Raw genomic sequence first — 19,427 nt, forward strand, 5'->3', positions numbered from 1 at the left:
CGGGGCTCACATGCAGGCGATCAGCCGGCGCATCACGGCGTCGGCCGCCTGCAGTTCCTGGCGCTGCACGCCGCTGGCCTCGACGATCGCCGACAGCGAGGTGCTGATGCGCGTCATCGCCGCGTCCGCCAGGCGGCGCCCGGCGGGCGTGAGCTGCACCAGTTCGGAGCGGCGATCCTCGGGTGAAGCCACCCGCTCCACCAGCTTGGCCGCGTGCAGGCTGTCCAGCCGCTTGGTGATCGCGCCCGAGGTGATCAGCAGTTCCCGGAACAGGTCGGTGGGACGCATGGGACGGCCGGCACCATTGCGGCGCAGGGCCAGCAGCACGTGCAGGTCGCCGGAGTTCACGCCGAGCTCCCGCGACATCTGCTCGACCCGCGATTCGTGACGCACGTGCGCGTATTCGATGCGCAGGAAGAAGCCGGCCAGCCAGAAGTCGATGTCCGGACGCTCGGCCGCCCAGGCGACCGAGATCTCGTCCAGGCGGCTCGGCGCCAGGGGGTGGCCGCGCGCCGGCGCCTGCCCGTTGCGCGGGGCGGCCTGCCCGCGCGCCCCGGCCGCGGACGCCGGCTGGGCGACCTCCCAGGCCAGCAGCGCCTGCAAGGCCTGCTCGTGCGTCAGCCCCGGACCCTTGCGGCGGTCCGGCTCGCGCGCCCGCCCGAGCGCCACCTGCTGGTACTTGCCCTTGCCGACGAACTTGCGCCCGTACCAGGACGACACCCGAGCGCCCTTGTACAGCCCCAGGTAGAGCCCCGGCTGCACCTGCTCCCAGTACGGCTTGAGGCTGGGTGGCAGCGAGGCGCGGCAGCGCGCCGAGCCGAGGTCGATGACGGGAGGCTGGGGCGAGGTGGTCATGCGCCGATCTTACCGAACGTACCCAACTCCCCTCGCAACCCGCACTCCGCGTCGTTGATTTACCCAACTTTTCCCCACGGAAGATCGCCGTCATCTTGGCGTTTTCCCGTAGCGATCGCCCAATTTACTTGACACTCTATCTTCCTAGGAAGATTATTCGCGCATCACGAGACAAGGACCGCCATGACGACCAAGGAAGAAAACGAGCTGCTCACGCGGGTGGAGAACGGGGCCCCGATGGGCCGCATGCTGCGCCAGCTGTACTGGGTTCCCGCCGTGCTGTCGGCGCGGCTCGAGGCAGGCGGCGCCCCGGTGCGCGTCAAGCTGTTCGGCGACCGCTTCGTGGCCTACCGCACGCAGGACGGCCGCGTCGGCTTCCTCAACGAGGCCTGCCCGCACCGCGGCGTCTCGCTCGCCCTGGCCCGCAACGAGGACAATGCGCTGCGCTGCGTGTTCCACGGCTGGAAGATCTGCGTCACCGGCGAGGTGCTGGAGACGCCCAACGAGGCGAACAGCCCCGAGTGCTTCCGCAAGACCGTGAAGGTCAGGCACTACCCCACGGTCGAGGGCGCCGGGCTGGTCTGGGCCTGGCTCGGCACCGGCGAGGCGCCGCCGCCGCCCAACTTCGAGTTCATGGGCCTGCCGCCGGAACAGGCGTACGCCTGCGGGCTGGAGCTGAACTCCAACTGGCTCCAAGGCGTGGAGGCGACCATTGACTCCTCGCACATCGCCGTGCTGCACCAGAGCCACCTGGCCCACTCCGAGAACGACATGGCGGCCACGCGCGTGAACACCGCGGTCAGCTACAAGTTCGAGGACACCTGCTACGGCTACCGCGCGGCGGCCCTGCGCGAAGCGCCGAACGGCGAGTGCGTGGCCCGCGTGACGGAGTTCGTGATGCCGTACTACGGCTTCATCCCGCCGATCCAGACCGGGCGCCAGCAGGACCGCACGGTGATCATCGCCGTGCCGGTGGACGACACGCACCTGATCCAGTGGTACATCTACTACAACACGAAGAAGCCGGTGGATTCGCTGAAGCGGGCCCAGCGGGCCAACACCTGGCCCATGGCAGGCGGCATCGTGGACGACCCGGACCGCGCCTGGGGCCAGAACCGCATGCTGATGAAGCACGGCAACCACACCGGCTTCAACGAGATCGTGGTCGAGGACTTCGTCATGCAGGTGAGCATGGGGCCGATCGTCGACCGGTCGGAGGAATACCTCTGCTCCGCCGACCAGGCCATCGTGCGCCTGCGGCGCCACCTGCGCGACGCGGTGCGCAAGTTCGAATCGGGCGAGCTGCCCCGCAGCGCGCAACCGGACGCGCGCGACTATTCGGACATCACCGCCACCGGCGGCAGGCTGGCGTCGGTCACCGGCGACTGGCGCGCGCTGGAGAAGTGATGGACGCGCCCACCGACGCCGGGGGAAGCTGGGAGCCGGCCTGCCCCGCGGCATCGCTGCGGGATGGCGTGCCGTCCGGCACGAAGATCCGCGGCATCCCGATCGCCGTCTACAAGGTGGGCGCGGAAGTCTTCGCGACCCACGACGTGTGCACGCACGCCTACGCCCTGCTCTCGGACGGCTTCCTCGAAGGCCACACGATCGAGTGTCCGCTCCACGGCGCGATGTACGACGTGCGCACGGGCAAGTGCCTCGCCGTGGGCGCCTGCGACCTGAAGACCTATCCCGTGCGCGTCGCCGACGGCGTGGTCAACGTCCTGCTCCCCGCGGGCGACCCGCAGGCATGAGCCCCGAAGCCGCGGCGAGGATCGTGATCGCGGGCGGCGGGCAGGCCGCCGGCGCGGCCCTCCTGCAGCTGCGCCAGCTCGCCTTCGCCGGACGCGTGGTGCTCCTCACCGAGGAGGAGACGCCGCCCTACGAACGGCCCCCGCTGTCCAAGGCATTCCTGCGGGGAGACCCGGCGGGCTTCCACGCCATCGTGGCTGAGCCGCAGGCCAACGAAAGCTTCCGCACCGGGTGCGCCATTTCGGCCATCGACCGCGAGCGGCAGGTGGTGCGCTTCGGCGGCGAGGCGCTGGCCTACGACCGCCTGTTGATCGCCACCGGCGCGCGCCCGCGCCTGCTCGACGTGCCCGGCGCCCGGCTTCCCGGCGTGCACCTGCTGCGCACGGCTGCCCATGCAGCCGGACTGGCCGCGAGCCTCGATGCCTGCGCCCGCGAGGCTCGCACCTTGCTGGTGGTCGGCGGCAGCTGGATCGGCCTGGAGGTGGCCTGCGCCGCGCGCGAACGCGGCATCCCGGTGGTCGTGGCAGAGCGTGGCACGCGGCTGTGCGAACGCACGCTCCCGGCGGCGACGGCTGAACGCCTGCGCGCACTCCATGAAGCGCATGGCGTCGTGTTCCGTTTCGACAGCAACGTCGCCGCGTTCGGCGGCGACGAGCGCGTGCGCTCGGTCGCCTTCGCCAGCGGCGACTCCATGGAGATCGGCGCGGCCGTGATCGGCATCGGCGTGCTGCCCAACGTGGAGCCTGCGCGCGGCGCCGGCCTGCAGGTGCGCGACGGCATCGTCGTGGACGCATGCGGGCGCAGCTCCGACGCCGCCATCTACGCCGCCGGCGACGTCGCCGAGGCGCCGTGTGCCTGGGCCGGCGGCTGCCGGCGCCACGAGACCTGGGCCACGGCCCAGTGGCAGGGGGCCGCGGCCGCGCGCCAGATGCTGCGCGACCTCGCGCGGCCGGATCTGGACGTGCCCCGCAAGCCGGCGCCCTGGTTCTGGTCCGACCAGTACGGGCGCACCCTGCAGGTCGTGGGCGCGCCGCTGCGCGCCGACGCGCCTGCCGAAGTGACCGAAGACGACAGCGGCTTCGTCGAAACTTTCCACGCCGGCGGCCGACTCGTCGGCGCCGCCGCGATGGGCCATGCGCGCGCGTTCCGCGAACTGCGGCGCGCGCTCGACGCGGCCCACGGCTGAATCCCCCACCCCCCTTGCAAGCAGAACGAAAGGACATCCCATGAGCGCCCTTCCCCCCTCCCCGGCCATCCTCGGCTTCGACACGCAGTCCATGGACTGGATCCCGCTGGCGCCCGGCGCCTGGTACAAGCCCGTGCGCTTCGCCGGCAACGGGGCCGGCTGGGTCAGCCTGGTGCGCCTGGCGCCGGGCGCCGCCGTGCCCTGCCACCGCCATGCCGGCGCGGTGCAGGGCTTCAACCTGCAGGGCCGCGGCCGCTTCGTCGAGCACGACATCGTGACGACGCCGGGTACCTACACCTTCGAGCCGCCGGAGACCGTCGACACGCTGGTCGTCGAAGGCGACGAGGACCTGATCATGCTGTTCGTGGTCGACGGTCCCGTGGAATACCTGGCGGAAGACGGCAGCGTGGCGCGCAGGGAGACGCAGATCAGCAAGCTGGCGAGCTTCGAGAAGCACGCGGCGGGCGGCGCCCGGCCGCAGGTCGTGAAGGCCTGAGTCCTTCCCTCACGATGAGCCGGGCGCGGAGAGGACGCCCGACGCAGGCGAGAATATCCAGGACGGCGCGGCTGATCCCGCGCAGATGGAAAATGGTGGGGCTCCCCGGCGCTTCGCCTGCTCGAAGGGAACCGATGACCATCGCGTGGAATGCCTTCACCCCCTGGACCGCACTGGCCGGGGGCGCCCTCATCGGTCTCGCCGCCGCCCTGTTCGTGCTGCTGAACGGCCGCATCGCGGGCATCAGCGGGCTGCTCGGCGGCCTGCTGCGCCCCGCCGGCGGCGGCATCGGCCACCGCGCCGCCTTCCTCGCGGGCCTGGTCGGCGCGCCGCTGCTGTATGCGCTGTTCGCGCACCTGCCGCGACTGCAGATCGACGCCGGCTACGGCGCGCTCGTCCTCGCCGGCCTGCTGGTCGGCCTGGGGACGCGCTACGCCTCCGGCTGCACCAGCGGACACGGGGTCTGCGGGATCGCGCGGCTGTCGCCCCGCTCCTTCGCGGCCACCGGCGCCTTCATGGCTGCCGGTTTCGTCACCGTGTTCGTGCTGCGCCACCTCCTCGGCGCCTGAGGAGGGCGCGGTGGCTACGTTCTTCGCCCTGCTCGCCGGCGCCGTGTTCGGCATCGGCCTGATCGTCTCCGGCATGGCCAATCCGCGGAAGGTGCTGGACTTCCTGGACCTCGCCGGCCCCTGGGATCCGTCGCTGGCGCTCGTGATGGCCGGGGCCACCGCGGTGGGCGCGATCGCCTTCGCCGTCGCGCGCAGGCGCACCACGTCGCTGCTGGGGCTGCCCATGCGGCTGCCCACCGCAAGGGGCCTCGACCGCCGGCTGATCGGCGGCAGCGTGCTGTTCGGGATCGGCTGGGGCATCGTGGGCTTCTGCCCGGGCCCGGCGCTGGTCGCGCTGGGCATGGGCGAGATCAAGGCGCTGGTGTTCGTGGCGGCGATGCTCGCCGGCATGGGCCTGTTCGAGCTGCTGGAGCGCCGCGGCGCGGCGCGGGATCCGGCGCGCGCCTAGGCCGGCGGCCTTCGCCGGCGCGGCCACTTGATGCGAATCAAGCCGCGGTCCCGGGCGACGCGCGAGGATGGAATTCCGCGCTTTCGCCAAGGAGCAACGCCATGAAGCACAGCATTCGCATCGCCGCCGCCACGGTGGCCGTCCTCGCGCTCGCCGCCTGCTCGCAGACCGGCGGCGACGCCCGCGCGGGCGCTCCGTTCGGCCCGGGCTACGCCATGATGGGCGGTTACGGGATGATGGGTCCGGGCTCTGGAATGATGGGGCCGGGCTACGGGATGATGGGTGGCTGGGGCAGCTGGGGCGGCGTCCCCGCCGACCTCACGGCCGAACAGCGCCGCCAGATCGCCGAGATCGAACGCGAACAGCGCGGCAGGCAGTGGCCGCTGATGCGGCAGATGCACGAAGTGATGTGGGCCGACGGAGGCGCGTTCGACGAGCAGGCGCAGCGGCGCGACTACGAGCAGATCGCCGCACTGCAGAAGCAGATGTTCGAGAACATGCTGGAAGCGCGCAGGCGGGTCGACGCGGTTCTCACGCAGCAGCAGCGCGAGCAATTGCGGAGCGGCGCCCGCGCCTCGCGCTGAAGGAGCCACCATGTACAAGCGCATCCTCGTGCCGGTCGACGGCAGCGAAACCTCCAACAAGGCGCTGGTCGCCGCCCTCCAGCTCGCGCGCGAGGTCGGCGGCCGCGTGCGCCTGGTCCACGTGTTCGACGAACTGGCCTACCTCACCGGCTACGAGTATTCCGGCGAGATCCTGGACCAGGCGCGGGCGCAGGCCAGCAAGACGCTGGACGACGCGCTCGCGATTGCCAAGGCGTCCGGCGTGCCGGCGGATTCGAAGCTGCTGGACCAGCCCGGCCGCCGGTTGGGCGAAGTGGTCGCCGACGAGGCGCGTGCCTTCGAGGCCGACCTGATCGTCGTCGGCACCGTGGGGCGGCGCGGCTTCAGCCGCGCGCTGCTGGGCAGTGGCGCGGAGCAGGTGATCCGTTTCGCGCCCACGCCGGTGCTGGCGGTTCGGGAGCCGGAGACGCGCGTGCCGGGCTGAGTCCGACTTCCACCGCGGCCCTCCATGCCGTCGTGCCGGTGCTGATGGCGCATTGAGCCCGGGCAGCACGGGACATGGGCCGGCGCGGGGTGCCGCGCGGACTTTCCAGAATAATGCGGGTATCCGCCATCCACCCCCGCAGGAGCATCCATGAGCAAGCCGGCCCTGGTCGTCATCGACGTGCAGAACGACTATTTCGAAGGCGGCGCCTTCCCGCTGTGGGAGCCGCAGAAGGCCCTTGCCGCCACCGAGCGGGCGATCCGCGGCGCGCGGGCCCAGGGCATCCCGGTGGTCTGCGTCCAGCACATCGCCAATGGCCCGTCGCCCTTCTTCAACGCGGGCACCGCGGGCGTGGAGATCCACGAGCGCATCCGTGCCGCGGCGCCCGATGCGCCGGTGGTCGTCAAGCGCCATGCGGACGCGTTCGAGAAGACGACGCTGCACGAGACGCTGCAGGGCCTCGGCGTCGACGAGCTCATCGTCTGCGGCATGATGACCCAGAACTGCGTGACGCACACGGCGATCTCGCGCCGCGCGGACGACTACCGCAAGGTCACCGTGCTGACGGACGCCAGCACCACGGTCAGCGAGATCCTGCACAAGATCGCCGTGTCCGCGCTGGCGCCGCGGGTCACGCTGGCGACGGTGGACCAGCTGCTCGCCTGAGGCGATCGTCCGCCCGGCGCCTCACCCGCGCCGTTGCACGGGAATGTAGGCCGTCGCCTCCACCTCGATGCGCACCGCCCGCGAGGGCAGCATGCCGCTCACCTCGACGACCGTCGAGACCGGCGGCGCATCGGGGAAGAACGATCGCCGCACGCGGCTGTACAAGGGATAGTCGCGCAGGTCGGTGAAGTACTGGACCAGCTTCACGACGTCGTCCATGCTGCCGCCCGCTTCCTGCGCGAGCCGGCGGATCCGGTCCAGCACGATCCAGCTCTGCACCAGCACCGGCGCCTGGAAGACGTCCACCGAGAGCTCGCCGGTGCGGCCCAGCGCCTGGCGCACGTCCTCCGGCACGTCGTCGAAGGACTCCAGCACGCGGCCGCTGGCAGGATCCACGGCGATCACGCCGGACATGTACACCATGTCGCCGGCGCGTTTCCAGCTCGCGTAGCGGGCGAGCGGCTGGCCGGCGGTGGGCGCTTGCGAGCCTTGCATGGTCAGGCCTTTCTCGTGGCGGTGCGTGCGCGCGCCCGCGCGGGCGCCTTGGCCAGTGTCAACCCGACGCCGCGCAGCACCAGCGCCGTGATCTCCCGGCGGATGGTGTCGCGCGCCAGCGGGCCCTTGGGCGTGCGCGTGAAGAAGCGCACCTGCGACTCGTAGTCCGCGTAGTGCTGCGTCAGCGCCCACACGTTGAACAGCAGGTAGATCGGCTCGACCGGCGCGATCTTGCCTTCGGCGACCCAGCCGCGGATCACCTCGGCCGCCGCCTCCACCATCTCCATGCCGCCTTCCCAGATGCGGCGGATGACGGGGCCGCCGCTCATGATCTCGCCGGTGAACAGGCGCGAGACGTGCGGGTAGTCGAAGGCGAAGTCCAGCTTGCGATGCACCAGCCGCTCCAGCGCCTTGGCCGGGTCGCTATTGTCCTCGTCGGCGTGCAGGCCGATGTGGCCCCAGTGCTGCATGGTGCGAAGCAGGATGGTCTCGTACAGCGCCTCCTTGCTTTCGATGTAGTAGTGCAGCTGCTGCTTGGAGATGCCGGCGCGCTGCGCGATGTCCTGCGTCGACGCACCGCGCAGCCCGTGCAGCGAGAACACCTCCAGCGCCGCCTCCGAGATCTTGTCCATCATCCCGGCGCGGCGGGAGGCCAGGACGGCACTGCGCGTGTCCGTCATGTGGCGAAAGCTCGCTGCATCACTTGGCCAGCTTCGCGCGCAGGTCCAGCCCCACGCCCTTGTTCACGAAGCGGTCGGTGGCGAGCGTCTTCACGTCCACGTCGCCCGCCTTGAACACGCCGGCCTTGACCATCTCGTCGGTGAAGCGGGCCAGCCGCTCCATCGACATGGCGCCGATGCCCTTGGTCCGCGCGTCGCCCGAGTCGACCATGCCCAGCTCCTGGAGCTTGGCCACTTCCTGGTCCAGTTTTTCATCCGTCATTTCCGGATTGTCCTTCTTGATCAGGGCATAGGCGGCCTTGCGGTCGCCACCATACAGGTACTGGTACCAGCCGATCGCCGAGGCATCCAGGAATTTCTGGATGACTTCCGGATGCTTCTCCACCATGTCGCGCCGCACCTCGATGAGGTTGGCGTACGCCTCCCAGCCCTGGTCGGCCAGCAGGAACACGTCGGTCTTCACGCCGTCCTTCGCCAGGTAGAGCGGTTCGGCCGTCGCGTAGGCCTGCTGCACCGACGTCTTGTCCGCGAGGAAGGGCGCCATCGAATAGTTGTACTGCTTGAACTGCCCGTCGTTGAACCCGCGGCTGGCCGTCATCCACTTCCAGAAGCTGAACTGGCTCGCCTTGGCGATGTACACCGTCTTCGCGCGCGCCAGGTCGCTGAAGCTCTTGTACTGCCCCGCGTGCGCCATGATGGACGTCGGGTCCTTCTGCAGGAAGGCGCCGACCAGCGTGGTGGGCAGCTTGCTCTTGTTCGCCTCCATCATCGCGATCAGTCCGATCGGGATCATCAGGTCCACCTTGCCCACCAGCATCAGCGGCCGGGGGTTGGCCTGCGGGCCGCCCTGCATGATCTCCACGTCGAGGCCGTAGCGCTTGTAGGTGCCGTCGGCCACGGCCTGGTAGAAGCCGCCATGGCTGCCCTGGGCCTTCCAGTTGGTGGCGAACACGATCTTCTGCTGCGCGTGCGCGGCGCCGGCAGCCAGCAAGCCGGCCGCCACGAGGGCGCCGGTGGCGCGGAGGATGGATCCAAGGTGCATGGTGTCTCCTGGTTTGCGGTGGGAGCTCAGAGCGAAAGGATCTTCCCGGGGTTCATCAGCCCGTGCGGATCCACGGCGCGCTTGAAGCGCAGTTCCTCGTCGCCCATCTGCTTGCGCCCGCTTTTCTCGAGCACGTTCACGTGGGCGTTCATCACCTGGCAGCCGTCCTGCACCAGTTCGCGCATGACTTCGTCCAGGCGGTCCTCGTCCAGGTACTGCAGCAGCACCAGGCCCGACAGACGCGGTTGGCCCCCCAGGAGGGCGAATTCGTGGTGCATCAGCATCTCGTCGCCGTAGCGCTCGATCTGCGCGGCGACGATGTCGGGCGCCTGCTGCGGCGGCACGACCATCTGCAGGTAGGTCCAGTGCCGGTCCACCTTCAGCGCCCGCAGCGTGGTGTGGTTGTAGGCGCACTCGTGCACCGGAGGCAGCCCGGACTGCTTGCGCTCCGCCGGCGTCATGCACATGGTCTCGCGGCCGCCGAATTCGCGCGCCAGCGCGAAGAAGCGCTCGCGCTCGGACGGGTGCACCAGGGAGAAGATGGCGTCGCCGCTGCCGTCGAAGCGCTCGCCGAAATCGCTGTAGTAGGGCGCGAAGCGGCGGTCCACCGCGCTGAGCAGGAACACGTCCACGCTGGCGGCCTGCACGGCCGAGCCGAAGCGCAGCACCTGCGCGTAGCTGGGGAACAGCGCGATGCAGTGCAGCCAGTCCACGGCGGGCACCAGCTTCACCTCCACCTCCACGATGATCCCGTTGGTGCCCCAGGCGTGGTGCACCAGCTCGATCTCGGGGCCGGTGACCGTCAGGACGCGCGGCTCTTCCTCCAGCGTGACGATGCGCAGCGCGCGCATCGTGCCCGACTCACGCAGGATGCCGTGGCGCACCGAGCCGATGCCGGCCGAGCCCCCGGCGATGAAGCCGCCGATCGTCGCGACGTCCAGCGTCGACGGATAGATCATCAGCTGCTGGCCGGTGGCGCGCACGGCCTCCAGCACGGATTCCAGCGTCGCGCCGGCCTGCACCCGCGCGAAACCGTCGCCGATGTGCAGGACGCGGGAAAGCAGCGTCGTGTCCAGCACCACGCCGCCTTGCAGCGGCACCGCCTGGCCGTAGTTGCCCGTGCCGCCGCCACGCACCGTCACCTGCAGGCGGTGGCGGGCCGCGGCCGCCGCGACGCGCACGACCTCCGCCTCGGAAGCCGGGAGCACCACGATCTCGGCGCGGCAGTCCTTCAGCAGCGCTTCCAGGACGGGGCTGTACCAGTAGAAGTCGCGCGCCCGCGCGCGCAGGTCGTCCGGCGCCGTCAGGCAGGCGATGTCGCCCAGGCTGCGGCGGAACGCTTCGATCACTTCGGCCCGGCCCGGCTGCGCCTCGCCGGCCGCGTGCATGTCGACCAAGCCCATCACCGCTCCCGTTTGAGTTCGCTTTCGTGCCAGTGGCCCAGCACGCGGTGCGAGATCCAGCTCGTCACCAGGAAGATCAGGATGCCGCAGGCCGACACCAGCAGCAGGGCCGCGAACATCAGCGGGATGTCGCTGCGGAAGCTGGCCTCGAAGATGCGCGATGCGAGGCCCGTCTCCTTGCCCGCGGCGCCGGCCACGAACTCCGCGACCACGGCGCCGATGAGCGCCAGCCCGCCGGACACCTTGAGGCCGGACATGAAGAAGGGCAGCGCCGAGGGCGTCTGCAGCAGCCGGAAGCGCTGCCAGGGACTGGCCCGGTACAGCGTGAAGAGGTCGCGCAGGTTGTGATCGGCGCTGCGCAGGCCGATCACCGTGCTGGAGAGGATGGGGAAGAAGGCCACGATCCAGGCGCAGATCAGCAGCGCGCCCATCGTGCTGTCCACATAGATCATGATCAGCGGCGCGATCGCGATGATCGGGGTGACCTGCAGCACCACGGCGAAGGGGAACAGGCTCACCTCCACGTAGCGCGAGAGGGCGAACAGCGTGCCGAGCGCGACGCCGCCGACGATGGCCAGCAGCAGCGCGAACACCGTCAGCTTGACCGTGAAGAGCAGCGAGAGCTGCAGCGAGTCCCACTTGTCCCACAGCGTCTGCGCCACCAGCAGCGGCCCCGGCAGGATGTAGTGCGGGATGGCGTTGATCCGCACGAACAGTTCCCAGGCGGTCAGGGCCAGCACCAGCACCGCGAGCGGCGCGCCGATGGTCAGCGCGCGCTCGCGCAGCGCCTGGCGGCGCTCGGCGTCGCCGGCGACCACCGGCGTCTCGCCCGATTCAATGGTCGACGTCAGCATGGGCCAGGGTCTCCTTCAGTGAGGCCGAGATGCGCGTGCACTGTTCGGCGTAGGGCGTGGAGGTCCGGAAGGATTCGTCGCGCAGCGCCGGGCCTTCGATGCGGATGTCCTGGACCACGCGGCCCGGGCGCGCCGCCATCACCACGACGCGGGTGGAGAGGTACACCGCCTCCCAGACGTTGTGCGTGACGAAGACCACCGTGAGGCCCAGGTCCTTCCAGAGCTTGCGCACGTCGTCGTTGAGCTTGGCGCGCGTCATCTCGTCGAGCGCGGCGAAGGGCTCGTCCATCAGGAGCAGCCGCGGCCGGGTCACCATCGCGCGGGCGATGGACACGCGCATCTTCATGCCGCCGGAGAGTTCGCGCGGATAGACGTCCGCGAAGCGGGACAGCCCCACCATCGCTAGCGCCGAGCCGACGTCCTGCGCGGCGGCGGTGCGCGAAACCCCGCGCAGGCGCAGCGGCAGCCACACGTTGTCGAAGACCGTGGCCCAAGGCATCAGCGTGGGCTCCTGGAACACGAAGCCGATCTCGTGCGCGTGCGCGTCGGCCGTGCCCTGGCCCGGCCACTCGATGTCGCCGGAGGATTGCGCGAGCAGCCCCGCCATCATGCGCAGCGCCGTGCTCTTGCCGCAGCCGGACGGGCCCAGCAGGCTGACGAAGTCGCCGCCGTGGATGGCCAGCGTCATGTCGCGCAGGGCGACGGTGCCGTTCGAGTAGCGCTTGTTGACGCGCGCCAGGCGCAGCAGCGGATGCGCTTCGGCCGTCACAGCACCGGCTCCTGGTGCAGCCACTGCGGGCTCGTGTCGTGCAGGTCGCGCAGCATCTCGATGAACTGCGTCGCGATGTGGTCGAGCACGGCCTCGCCCTTCTGCGGCGTGGCCTGGCTCGCGTCGCCGCAGGCGCCGGCGGGGTTCAGGTCCTGGATCTGCCAGGCGAGCTTGGCGCGCGCGTTGATCGAGAGGTGGCGCGTCTCGGCGACCAGCCTCTCCGCGCTGGAGCGGAAGTTGCGGGCCTGCGCCATGTCCACCAGGTCGGGACGCAGCGCCAGCACGACCGAGGTCTCCTTGTCGCCGCCGTGGATGCCGTGCTGCGTCTCCGAGGCGCTGAACATGCCGGCGGGCGTGCCGAAGGAGTAGGTGTTGGTGGCGACCACCAGCATGTCGTGCTTCACGCGCAGGTCGCGCGCCACGATTTCGGCGACGGTGCCCTGGCCGCCGTGGCTGTTGAAGATCACCATCTTGCGCACGCCGGCCGCCGCGACGCAGGCACCGATCTCCATCCACACGCTCGCCAGCGTGTTCAGCGAGAGGGTCAGCGTGCCCGGGTAGCGGGAATGCTCGTTGCTCTTGCCGATGCGCTGCGTGGGAAGGAACACCGCCGGCAGGTCGTCCGGCAGCTGCGCGGCGACGCGGTCCACCACGCCTTCGACGATGGTCGTGTCCACCGACAGCGGCAGGTGGGGCCCGTGCTGCTCGATCGCCGAGACCGGCAGGACGGCGATGAGCCGCTCGCGGTCGAGCGCGGCCAGCTCGGGGGCGGTGAAGTCGGACCAGAAACGCTTCATGCTTGCCTCTCCCCGCCGGCGGCGGCTCACTGGACGGTTGGATTGACCGTTCGGTCAAATTGCCGCGAATGTAGGGTGTCGCCCCGGCGACGCGCGCCGGTACAAACCCTCGGTTGCAGTGCAGCGTGCGTCAGCGCGCGGGCGTTTGCGGACCGCGCTCCTCGACCATCCGGGCGAGCGCATAGAGCGCTTCCAGCGAGGGCACGGCCACGCCGTGCGCGCGCGCGGAACGCACGACGTTGCCCAGGATCGGTTCGATCTCCATGGGGCGGCCCGCCTCGTAGTCGAGCGCCATGCTGGTCTTGTACGGCGACTGCGCGCGCGTGCTGGCGATCGTGTCCTCGATGACGTGATCCGCGATGGGATGGCCGTTCGCCGCCGCGACCGCCGCGGCCTCGCGCATGACCCTGGCCACGAACTCCCGGCCTTCGGCCGGCGCCAGGATCGCGCGCGTGTCCATCGCGCCGCCCAGCACCGAGATCGGGTTGAAGGCGATGTTCCAGAGGTTCTTCAGCCAGCGCGACGCGGCGATCTCCGTCTGCACCTCGCACGGCACGCCCGCCGCGACGAACAGGCCCGCGAGCGTGCGGGTCGCGGCCGACGCGCCCCGCGGATAGTTGCCCATCGCGAGGCGACCGAGGGCGTGGTGCCGCACCTGCGCCGGCCCCGTGCGGCTGGCCGCGACGAAGGCCAGGACGCTGACCAGTTCATTGGAGGGAAAGGCCTCGGCGATCTCCTGCTCGATGCCGATGCCGTTGCCGACCAGCACGATGGTCGTGTGCGGCCCGACGGCGCCCCGGATCAGCGCGGCGCGATCCAGGCCGCGCACCGTCTTGACCGCGAGCAGCACGTAGTCGGGCGCGGGCTGCGCTTCGCCCGCCTCGCGCAGCACGCGCGCGGGACGGAACACGAAATCGCCCCAGGACGTGCGGATGTCGTAGCCGCCGGCGACCACGGCATCGTGGTCGGAGCGGCAGACGACGGACACCTCCGCGCCGGCGCGCGCGAGCATGCCGCCATAGAGCGTGCCGATGGCGCCCGTCCCCACCACCAGCACCCGGGGCGGGTGCACTCCTGCAGGGTGCGCCATGCGCGACCTCCGGTTGCGTGTGATGGGCGCGCAGTGTACAAATGGCTTGACCGATCGTCAAAACAGCGAAGGGGAACGTCCTGAAAGGCCTGCTGCAACGCGTCTCGATTCCGTCCGCGCTTCGCGATCCGTCGCTGCCGCAGGCCGCGGGCCAGGCCTTCGATGTGGCGTGGGCGGCCGGCCGCATCACGCGCATCGAGCCGGTGGCGGGCGCGGCGCAGTCCACGCTGGTGAGCGCGCCGGTCGACCTGCACGTGCACATCGACAAGTGCTACACGGTCGACGAAGTCGGCGAGGCGCGCGGCGATCTCACCACGGCAATCGCCCGCATGAAGGAGAAGCGCGCCGGCTGGACCGCCGACCAGGTCCACGCGCGCATGACGCGGGCGCTGCAGGACGCGTGGCAGTCCGGCACGCGCGCGATGCGCACGCACCTGGACTGGCCCGATCCGCAGCCGCCGCTGGCGTTCCCCGTGCTGCTGGAGTTGCGCGAGCAGTGGCGCGAGCGGATCGCCCTGCAGTTCGTTTCCCTGACGCCGATCGACGCGTTCGACGAGGGTCGCACCGCCGCGGCGCGGGCGCGCACCTTGCGCGAGACGGGCGGCGTGCTGGGCACGTACGTCTACGGGAATGCGCAGGCGGAGTCGAAACTGCGGCGCGTGTTCGAAGTCGCCGCGCGCGCGGAAGTGGAACTCGACCTGCACGTGGACGAATGCCTGCTGCCCGAGGCGACCGCGCTCGCCTGCGTCGCCGCGCTCGCGATCGAGTTCGGCATGCAGGGGCGCGTGACCTGCGGCCACGCCTGTTCGCTTTCCATGCAACCGACCGACGAGGCGATGCGGACCCTGGAGCAATGCGCCCGCGCCGGCGTCCACCTGGTGGCGCTGCCCACCTCGAACGTGTACCTGCAGGGCGACTGGACCGGCACGCCGGTGGAGCGTGGCATCACGCGCCTGCGCGAAGCGCGCGAGGCGGGCGTGAACGCGTGCATCGCCACCGACAACGTCGCCGACGCGTTCTATCCCTACGGCAGCTTCGACCTGCTGGAGACCTTCGGGCTCGGGGTGCTGCTGGCGCACCTGCCCGATCCGGCGTCGTGGCTGCCCACGATCACGAGCGCTCCGGCGCGGGCGATGGGACTCGCGTGGGACGGCGTGTTCCGCGAAGGTTGTCCGGCGGATTTCCTGGCGCTGCGTGCGCGGTCGGGGTACGAGTTGCTGTCGCCCGCCGGGCGAAGGCGGCAGGTGGTCAGGGCAGGGGCGCTGGTCTGAGCCCCAGGTCCCAACCGAGCGCGACGGCGAACGCGGCCCCGGCGACCCCGAAGACGGCGGTGAAGTCGCCCCCGGTGGCCGTGAGCAGGAAACTGTCGAAGTAGCCGGCGGCCGCCTGCACGAGCGCGAACGCGGTCGTGGCACTGCCCCAGGCCGCCTGTTGCGCTGCGGGGGAGGCCTTCACCAGTTCGTTCACCCGCCCCAGGACGAGCGGCACCGCACCCGGCGGGAAAGTCCCGAGCAGGAACACCGAGACGGTGACCGCCGGCGCCGAGCCAGAAAGCAGCAACGCCATCGCGACCACCTGGATCCCGAGCGCCAGGCGGATGGTGCGGGCGAACCCCAGGCGGTCGGCGGCAGCGCCGTAGGAGAGAGGTCCCACCAGCGCTCCGATCCCGAACACCACCCACAGGAGCGCTCCGGCGTCCACGCTCCAGTGCATCCCGCGCACTGCGTAGTCGACCAGGAAGACCATGGAAGGCACCACGCCGATCGCCATCAGGCCGTACTGGCCGCAGATGTGCAGCAAGGATCGGCGCTGCTTCGGCGACAACGCGGCCGCTTCGCGCCTGCCTGGCTTCAGGTTGGCCGGCCATGCGCGCCACGTCAGCAGCGTCAGGACGAGCGACAACACCGCCAGGCCGCCCCAGGCCTGGCTCAGGCCGGACCTGAGCAGGACCGGCACCATCGTGCCGGAGGCGGCGATCCCGAGCCCCAGGCCCAGGAAGATCGCCCCGGCGGCCATGCCTTTGCGGGCTGGCGGGACGTGCGGCAGGACGACGCTGCCCACGAGCACCATGATGGCGCCGCCAGTGACTCCCGAGACCAGGCGCCAGGAGAAGAACCAGGTTGCGGAGAGCGGGACGGTGCACGCAAGGAACGACAAGGCGGTCAGCAGCATCATGGCTTTCAACGCGACGACGGACCCCATCGCCGAAGCCAGGCGCCTTCCTGCGAGCGCCCCGAGCAGGTAGCCCAGCAGGTTCGCTGCGGCCAGGAACACGACGGAATCGGCGCTGAACCAGCGGGCGGCGATCAGGGGAGGAATCAGGGGCGTATAGGCGAACCGGGCCAGGCCGATGCCGATCAGGCTCGCGCAGAGGCCAGCGGCGATCACTGGAAATGCGCCCGGGCCGAGAGCGGCCGCCGAGCCGGCTGCGGGAGCCGCGGGGGAGTTGGAGGTGTTCATGTTTGACAATGCTGTCATGTTTGACGGCATCGTCTAACATGCAGTGGCAATGCACCCGCGAGCTGCGCGGGTATGGTGACCGGCAGGAGGCGGGGCCGCGCCGCCCGGCGCGCGAAGCTAGCGGGCCGACGCCGGCAGCAGCAGCTTGACCAAGGTATCCGCCGACGTCCGCATGCGCTTCTCGTCGGCGTAGATGCGCTCGATGACGACCAGTCCGCGCGTGAAGGTGACGATCAGGCGCGCAGCCTGCCGCACGGGCACGGGCAGGCCTTCGGCCTCCGGGGAAAGCCTTTCCACCAGGGCGGCCTCGATGTCATCCAGCAGCAGTCGCAGCGCGGACTGCAAAGCGGGATCGAGCACATCGCTGCCGAGCGCGGTCTTGGTGCTCAGGCAGCCGCGGGTCGGCGTTCCCGTGGTCATGGAGGAGATGACGAAGTCGAGGAACGAGCGCAGGGCATCACGCAGCTTCGGACGCGCCAATGCTTCGCGCATCTGCCCGCCGAAGTCCTGCCGGTAGCGCTCGAACACCTTCAGGAACAGGGTGTCCTTGTCGCCGTAGGCGTTGTACAGCGAGCCTCGCTGCACGCCCGTGGCCGCGGCGAGGTCCTGCATCGTCGTGTTGGCGAAGCCCTTCTGCCAGAACAGCGCCAGGGCCTGCTCCAGCATCGCTTCCTCGTCGAACTGCCGAACTCCGGCCATGGCGCGTCCTCCTGCACCGGATTATCGGCCGTCCTTGACGGGATTGTCGAAGATGGCGGGAGCGGCCCTGCCACGGATGCGGATCAGGCCTCCTGCGCCCGCCCGCCGGCCATCCGCGCGGCTTCGGGTGTGCTGCGGAAGCTGATGGCCAGGCGGTTGTACGTGTTCATCAGGCCGATGGCGATGGTCAGGTCCACCAGTTCGCGCTCCGTGAACACGCCTCGCGCCGCCCCGAAGTCGGCGTCCGGCACCCCCGTGGTCGCCACGCGGGTCACCGACTCCGCCCACGCCAGCGCAGCCTGTTCGCGCGCGTCGAACAGGTCGCCGGCTTCGCGCCACGCCTGCACGAGGGTGAGCTTCTCCACCGGGACGCCCTTCTTTCGCAGGTCCCGGGTGTGCATGTCGAGACAGAATGCGCAGTTGTTGATCTGCGAGACGCGCAGGTACACGAGATCGACAAGGACGGGCGACAGTTCGCTCTGCGCGACATAACCATAAACTGCGCCGAGGGCCTTCATGCCGGCTGGCGCGATCCGATTGTGGTCGAGGCGTTGGCTCATGGCCTTACTCCTTTGCTTCGGTTGCGGGTTCGGGCGTGGTCAGCGGCGTGTCCCCCGTGTCGACGACGAACACGGCCAGGAGCCTGGCCGGCTCCGTCTTGCTGGCATTGCGGCTGACCGCATGCCTTGCGCCGGGCGGCTCGTGGAAGCTCTCGCCGGCGCGCAGGACCTGCGTCGGTCCGTCGTCCACCCGGGACTCGATGGCGCCCGAGAGAACGTAGGCATAGATGAAGGCCGACTTCGCGTGCAGGTGGGGACGCGAGGCGGCTCCGGGCACATAGTCGACGACCACCGCGACGAGCGACTTGCCCGGGATGTTGGGAATCGGCCGGGCGAATGCCGGTGTGACTTTCTCGTGGCTTGCCTGGGCGAGCGCCTGGGTTGCGCTGAAGCAAGCCAGGGCGGCCGCCAGCAGGGGAACGGAGAGCCTCGGATTTCTCATGGAAATGCTCCTTGGGGATTCGTCATGACGCTTGTCCTCTCTGGCAAGAATTGCCGCTGCGGGAATTTTCAGCCAGAATGACCATGACCGTCACGACCCGAAGGCGGCGTTTCCTGCCAATCTCCCATCGCCTCCCGCCATGCGCATAGGCATCCTTGCCTTTCCCACGGTCCAGTTGCTCGACGTCGTCGGGCCCGCCGACGTGTTCGCCGAGGCCGCTCGCCAGCTCGGGGACCCGAAGGCGTACGAAGTCCAGGTGATCGGCACGAGCGCGGGCCTGCTGCGCAGCAGCTGCGGCTTGCGGATCGCCGTGGACGCGACGGTGTCCGGCTTGCGCGGGAAACTGGACACGCTGCTCGTGGCGGGCAGCCCCGACGTGGAGGCCTTGCGCTCGGGGCGCGAGCTGCAGGCCTGGCTGCAGGCGCAAGCGCGCTCGGTCCGCCGCATCGGCTCCGTCTGCACGGGTGCGTTCGTCCTGTCGGCCGCCGGCCTGCTCGATGGCCACCGGGTGACGACGCACTGGAACGAAGCCGCGCAACTGGCCGCCGCGAATCCGCGGGTGGTGCTGGAGCCGGACGCGATCTACGTCAGGGACGGCAAGCTGTACACGTCCGCCGGCGTGACGGCGGGCCTGGACCTGGCGCTCGCGCTCGTGGAAGAGGACCACGGACGCGAACTGGCGCTGCGCGTCGCGAGGGAACTCGTCATGTTCCTGAAGCGACCCGGTGGGCAGAGCCAGTTCAGCGCCCACCTGGCGGCGCAGTCGGCGGAGAAGTCGGACATCCGCGCGGTGCAGGACCATGTCCTGTCGCACCTGAAGGCGGACCTCTCCGTGCCCCGGCTCGCTGCGCATGCCGGCATGAGCGAGCGGAACTTCGCGCGTGTGTTCCGCCACGAGGCGGGCATGACGCCGGCGCAGTTCGTCGAGAAGGCGCGCATCGACGAGGCGAGGCGCCGCCTGGAGGAATCCGACGTCCCGCTGAAGCGGCTCGCGACGAACGTCGGCTATGCCAACGTGGACGCGTTCCGCCGCGCGTTCAGCCGGCGCGTGGGCGTGAGCCCGCGCGAGTACCGCAGGCAATTCGCCGGCTGATCCCGGTCAACCGCGGACCGGGCC

Annotated in this window: 24 protein-coding genes; 11 read left to right on the forward strand and 13 right to left on the reverse strand. The window is 70.3% G+C overall.

Annotation, left to right across the window (positions count from 1 at the left end; genetic code table 11):
• Positions 1–6: 6 nt before the first annotated feature.
• Positions 7–855, reverse strand: coding sequence for a MarR family winged helix-turn-helix transcriptional regulator (locus ACY0MJ_RS02010; protein WP_462636589.1), 849 nt, complete (start codon positions 853–855; stop codon positions 7–9).
• A 183-nt stretch (positions 856–1,038) separates the two neighbouring features.
• On the opposite strand from ACY0MJ_RS02010, the gene ACY0MJ_RS02015 reads away from it, so the two are divergent.
• The 9 genes from ACY0MJ_RS02015 to ACY0MJ_RS02055 all read left to right on the forward strand — a co-directional run bounded on the left by ACY0MJ_RS02015 (position 1,039) and on the right by ACY0MJ_RS02055 (position 7,019).
• On the forward strand, positions 1,039–2,262 hold the full coding sequence (locus tag ACY0MJ_RS02015; RefSeq protein WP_462636590.1) for a Rieske 2Fe-2S domain-containing protein: 1,224 nt from the start codon (positions 1,039–1,041) through the stop codon (positions 2,260–2,262).
• On the forward strand, positions 2,262–2,609 hold the full coding sequence (locus ACY0MJ_RS02020) for a non-heme iron oxygenase ferredoxin subunit (RefSeq protein WP_462636591.1): 348 nt from the start codon (positions 2,262–2,264) through the stop codon (positions 2,607–2,609). The genes ACY0MJ_RS02015 and ACY0MJ_RS02020 overlap by 1 nt, the downstream gene beginning before the upstream one ends.
• Positions 2,606–3,793 (forward strand): NAD(P)/FAD-dependent oxidoreductase, encoded by a 1,188-nt coding sequence (locus tag ACY0MJ_RS02025; RefSeq protein WP_462636592.1) that lies wholly within the window; start codon positions 2,606–2,608, stop codon positions 3,791–3,793. The genes ACY0MJ_RS02020 and ACY0MJ_RS02025 overlap by 4 nt, the downstream gene beginning before the upstream one ends.
• A gap of 40 nt (positions 3,794–3,833) precedes the next feature.
• Positions 3,834–4,289: a 2,4'-dihydroxyacetophenone dioxygenase family protein gene (locus tag ACY0MJ_RS02030; protein WP_462636593.1), complete on the forward strand. Its 456-nt coding sequence runs from the start codon at positions 3,834–3,836 to the stop codon at positions 4,287–4,289.
• Positions 4,290–4,423: 134 nt separating this feature from the next.
• Positions 4,424–4,858, forward strand: a complete 435-nt coding sequence (locus ACY0MJ_RS02035) for a YeeE/YedE family protein (protein WP_462636594.1) — start codon at positions 4,424–4,426, stop codon at positions 4,856–4,858.
• 10 nt (positions 4,859–4,868) lie between these two features.
• A complete protein-coding gene (locus ACY0MJ_RS02040) occupies positions 4,869–5,306 on the forward strand; it encodes a DUF6691 family protein (RefSeq protein WP_462636595.1) in 438 nt (145 codons plus the stop codon).
• A 101-nt stretch (positions 5,307–5,407) separates the two neighbouring features.
• Positions 5,408–5,890, forward strand: coding sequence for a Spy/CpxP family protein refolding chaperone (locus ACY0MJ_RS02045; protein ID WP_462636596.1), 483 nt, complete (start codon positions 5,408–5,410; stop codon positions 5,888–5,890).
• A gap of 10 nt (positions 5,891–5,900) precedes the next feature.
• Complete coding sequence (locus ACY0MJ_RS02050) at positions 5,901–6,353, forward strand: universal stress protein (RefSeq protein ID WP_462636597.1); 453 nt, start codon at positions 5,901–5,903, stop codon at positions 6,351–6,353.
• Between the two features lie 150 nt (positions 6,354–6,503).
• Positions 6,504–7,019 carry a cysteine hydrolase family protein gene (locus ACY0MJ_RS02055; protein WP_462636598.1) on the forward strand — a complete coding sequence of 172 codons (516 nt, stop codon included), beginning with the start codon at positions 6,504–6,506 and terminating at the stop codon, positions 7,017–7,019.
• A 21-nt stretch (positions 7,020–7,040) separates the two neighbouring features.
• On the opposite strand, the gene ACY0MJ_RS02060 is transcribed toward ACY0MJ_RS02055, so the two are convergent.
• The 8 genes from ACY0MJ_RS02060 to ACY0MJ_RS02095 form a co-directional block, all read right to left on the reverse strand.
• Positions 7,041–7,514 (reverse strand): RidA family protein, encoded by a 474-nt coding sequence (locus ACY0MJ_RS02060; RefSeq protein ID WP_462636599.1) that lies wholly within the window; start codon positions 7,512–7,514, stop codon positions 7,041–7,043.
• A gap of 2 nt (positions 7,515–7,516) precedes the next feature.
• Complete coding sequence (locus ACY0MJ_RS02065) at positions 7,517–8,194, reverse strand: TetR family transcriptional regulator C-terminal domain-containing protein (RefSeq protein ID WP_462636600.1); 678 nt, start codon at positions 8,192–8,194, stop codon at positions 7,517–7,519.
• A 19-nt stretch (positions 8,195–8,213) separates the two neighbouring features.
• Entirely contained in the window at positions 8,214–9,236 is a 1,023-nt protein-coding gene (locus ACY0MJ_RS02070; RefSeq protein WP_462636601.1) for an ABC transporter substrate-binding protein, read from the reverse strand.
• Positions 9,237–9,262: 26 nt separating this feature from the next.
• On the reverse strand, positions 9,263–10,639 hold the full coding sequence (locus ACY0MJ_RS02075; RefSeq protein WP_462636602.1) for an FAD-binding oxidoreductase: 1,377 nt from the start codon (positions 10,637–10,639) through the stop codon (positions 9,263–9,265).
• Positions 10,639–11,493: an ABC transporter permease gene (locus ACY0MJ_RS02080; protein ID WP_462636603.1), complete on the reverse strand. Its 855-nt coding sequence runs from the start codon at positions 11,491–11,493 to the stop codon at positions 10,639–10,641. Before ACY0MJ_RS02080 ends, ACY0MJ_RS02075 begins: the two co-directional genes overlap by 1 nt.
• A complete protein-coding gene (locus ACY0MJ_RS02085; RefSeq protein ID WP_462636604.1) occupies positions 11,474–12,262 on the reverse strand; it encodes an ABC transporter ATP-binding protein in 789 nt (262 codons plus the stop codon). The genes ACY0MJ_RS02080 and ACY0MJ_RS02085 overlap by 20 nt, the downstream gene beginning before the upstream one ends.
• Positions 12,259–13,059 (reverse strand): creatininase family protein, encoded by an 801-nt coding sequence (locus tag ACY0MJ_RS02090; protein ID WP_462636605.1) that lies wholly within the window; start codon positions 13,057–13,059, stop codon positions 12,259–12,261. Before ACY0MJ_RS02090 ends, ACY0MJ_RS02085 begins: the two co-directional genes overlap by 4 nt.
• 130 nt (positions 13,060–13,189) lie before the next feature.
• Entirely contained in the window at positions 13,190–14,149 is a 960-nt protein-coding gene (locus tag ACY0MJ_RS02095; protein ID WP_462636606.1) for a ketopantoate reductase family protein, read from the reverse strand.
• Positions 14,150–14,313: 164 nt separating this feature from the next.
• Here ACY0MJ_RS02095 and ACY0MJ_RS02100 point away from each other — a divergent pair, with 164 nt between their 5' ends.
• A complete protein-coding gene (locus ACY0MJ_RS02100) occupies positions 14,314–15,420 on the forward strand; it encodes an amidohydrolase family protein (protein ID WP_462636607.1) in 1,107 nt (368 codons plus the stop codon).
• On the opposite strand, the gene ACY0MJ_RS02105 is transcribed toward ACY0MJ_RS02100, so the two are convergent.
• The 4 genes from ACY0MJ_RS02105 to ACY0MJ_RS02120 all read right to left on the reverse strand — a co-directional run bounded on the left by ACY0MJ_RS02105 (position 15,398) and on the right by ACY0MJ_RS02120 (position 18,310).
• Entirely contained in the window at positions 15,398–16,609 is a 1,212-nt protein-coding gene (locus tag ACY0MJ_RS02105; RefSeq protein ID WP_462636608.1) for a YbfB/YjiJ family MFS transporter, read from the reverse strand. The two genes, ACY0MJ_RS02100 and ACY0MJ_RS02105, sit on opposite strands and share 23 nt — an antisense overlap.
• 117 nt (positions 16,610–16,726) lie before the next feature.
• On the reverse strand, positions 16,727–17,308 hold the full coding sequence (locus tag ACY0MJ_RS02110; RefSeq protein WP_462636609.1) for a TetR/AcrR family transcriptional regulator: 582 nt from the start codon (positions 17,306–17,308) through the stop codon (positions 16,727–16,729).
• Positions 17,309–17,391: 83 nt separating this feature from the next.
• On the reverse strand, positions 17,392–17,868 hold the full coding sequence (locus ACY0MJ_RS02115) for a carboxymuconolactone decarboxylase family protein (RefSeq protein ID WP_462636610.1): 477 nt from the start codon (positions 17,866–17,868) through the stop codon (positions 17,392–17,394).
• Between the two features lie 4 nt (positions 17,869–17,872).
• Positions 17,873–18,310 carry a cupin domain-containing protein gene (locus tag ACY0MJ_RS02120; RefSeq protein WP_462636611.1) on the reverse strand — a complete coding sequence of 146 codons (438 nt, stop codon included), beginning with the start codon at positions 18,308–18,310 and terminating at the stop codon, positions 17,873–17,875.
• A gap of 139 nt (positions 18,311–18,449) precedes the next feature.
• On the opposite strand from ACY0MJ_RS02120, the gene ACY0MJ_RS02125 reads away from it, so the two are divergent.
• Positions 18,450–19,403, forward strand: a complete 954-nt coding sequence (locus tag ACY0MJ_RS02125; RefSeq protein WP_462636612.1) for a GlxA family transcriptional regulator — start codon at positions 18,450–18,452, stop codon at positions 19,401–19,403.
• Positions 19,404–19,427: the final 24 nt, after the last annotated feature.

The organism is Ramlibacter sp. bp-362 (assembly GCF_054956735.1).

Bases quoted from the DNA above. Each gene is read 5' to 3' on its own strand.
- ACY0MJ_RS02010 (WP_462636589.1), bottom strand. From the start codon at position 855: ATGACCACCTCGCCCCAGCCTCCCGTCATCGACCTCGGCTCGGCGCGC.
- ACY0MJ_RS02015 (WP_462636590.1), top strand. From the start codon at position 1,039: ATGACGACCAAGGAAGAAAACGAGCTGCTCACGCGGGTGGAGAACGGG.
- ACY0MJ_RS02020 (WP_462636591.1), top strand. From the start codon at position 2,262: ATGGACGCGCCCACCGACGCCGGGGGAAGCTGGGAGCCGGCCTGCCCC.
- ACY0MJ_RS02025 (WP_462636592.1), top strand. From the start codon at position 2,606: ATGAGCCCCGAAGCCGCGGCGAGGATCGTGATCGCGGGCGGCGGGCAG.
- ACY0MJ_RS02030 (WP_462636593.1), top strand. From the start codon at position 3,834: ATGAGCGCCCTTCCCCCCTCCCCGGCCATCCTCGGCTTCGACACGCAG.
- ACY0MJ_RS02035 (WP_462636594.1), top strand. From the start codon at position 4,424: ATGACCATCGCGTGGAATGCCTTCACCCCCTGGACCGCACTGGCCGGG.
- ACY0MJ_RS02045 (WP_462636596.1), top strand. From the start codon at position 5,408: ATGAAGCACAGCATTCGCATCGCCGCCGCCACGGTGGCCGTCCTCGCG.
- ACY0MJ_RS02050 (WP_462636597.1), top strand. From the start codon at position 5,901: ATGTACAAGCGCATCCTCGTGCCGGTCGACGGCAGCGAAACCTCCAAC.
- ACY0MJ_RS02055 (WP_462636598.1), top strand. From the start codon at position 6,504: ATGAGCAAGCCGGCCCTGGTCGTCATCGACGTGCAGAACGACTATTTC.
- ACY0MJ_RS02060 (WP_462636599.1), bottom strand. From the start codon at position 7,514: ATGCAAGGCTCGCAAGCGCCCACCGCCGGCCAGCCGCTCGCCCGCTAC.
- ACY0MJ_RS02065 (WP_462636600.1), bottom strand. From the start codon at position 8,194: ATGACGGACACGCGCAGTGCCGTCCTGGCCTCCCGCCGCGCCGGGATG.
- ACY0MJ_RS02070 (WP_462636601.1), bottom strand. From the start codon at position 9,236: ATGCACCTTGGATCCATCCTCCGCGCCACCGGCGCCCTCGTGGCGGCC.
- ACY0MJ_RS02075 (WP_462636602.1), bottom strand. From the start codon at position 10,639: ATGGGCTTGGTCGACATGCACGCGGCCGGCGAGGCGCAGCCGGGCCGG.
- ACY0MJ_RS02080 (WP_462636603.1), bottom strand. From the start codon at position 11,493: ATGCTGACGTCGACCATTGAATCGGGCGAGACGCCGGTGGTCGCCGGC.
- ACY0MJ_RS02090 (WP_462636605.1), bottom strand. From the start codon at position 13,059: ATGAAGCGTTTCTGGTCCGACTTCACCGCCCCCGAGCTGGCCGCGCTC.
- ACY0MJ_RS02095 (WP_462636606.1), bottom strand. From the start codon at position 14,149: ATGGCGCACCCTGCAGGAGTGCACCCGCCCCGGGTGCTGGTGGTGGGG.
- ACY0MJ_RS02105 (WP_462636608.1), bottom strand. From the start codon at position 16,609: ATGAACACCTCCAACTCCCCCGCGGCTCCCGCAGCCGGCTCGGCGGCC.
- ACY0MJ_RS02110 (WP_462636609.1), bottom strand. From the start codon at position 17,308: ATGGCCGGAGTTCGGCAGTTCGACGAGGAAGCGATGCTGGAGCAGGCC.
- ACY0MJ_RS02115 (WP_462636610.1), bottom strand. From the start codon at position 17,868: ATGAGCCAACGCCTCGACCACAATCGGATCGCGCCAGCCGGCATGAAG.
- ACY0MJ_RS02120 (WP_462636611.1), bottom strand. From the start codon at position 18,310: ATGAGAAATCCGAGGCTCTCCGTTCCCCTGCTGGCGGCCGCCCTGGCT.
- ACY0MJ_RS02125 (WP_462636612.1), top strand. From the start codon at position 18,450: ATGCGCATAGGCATCCTTGCCTTTCCCACGGTCCAGTTGCTCGACGTC.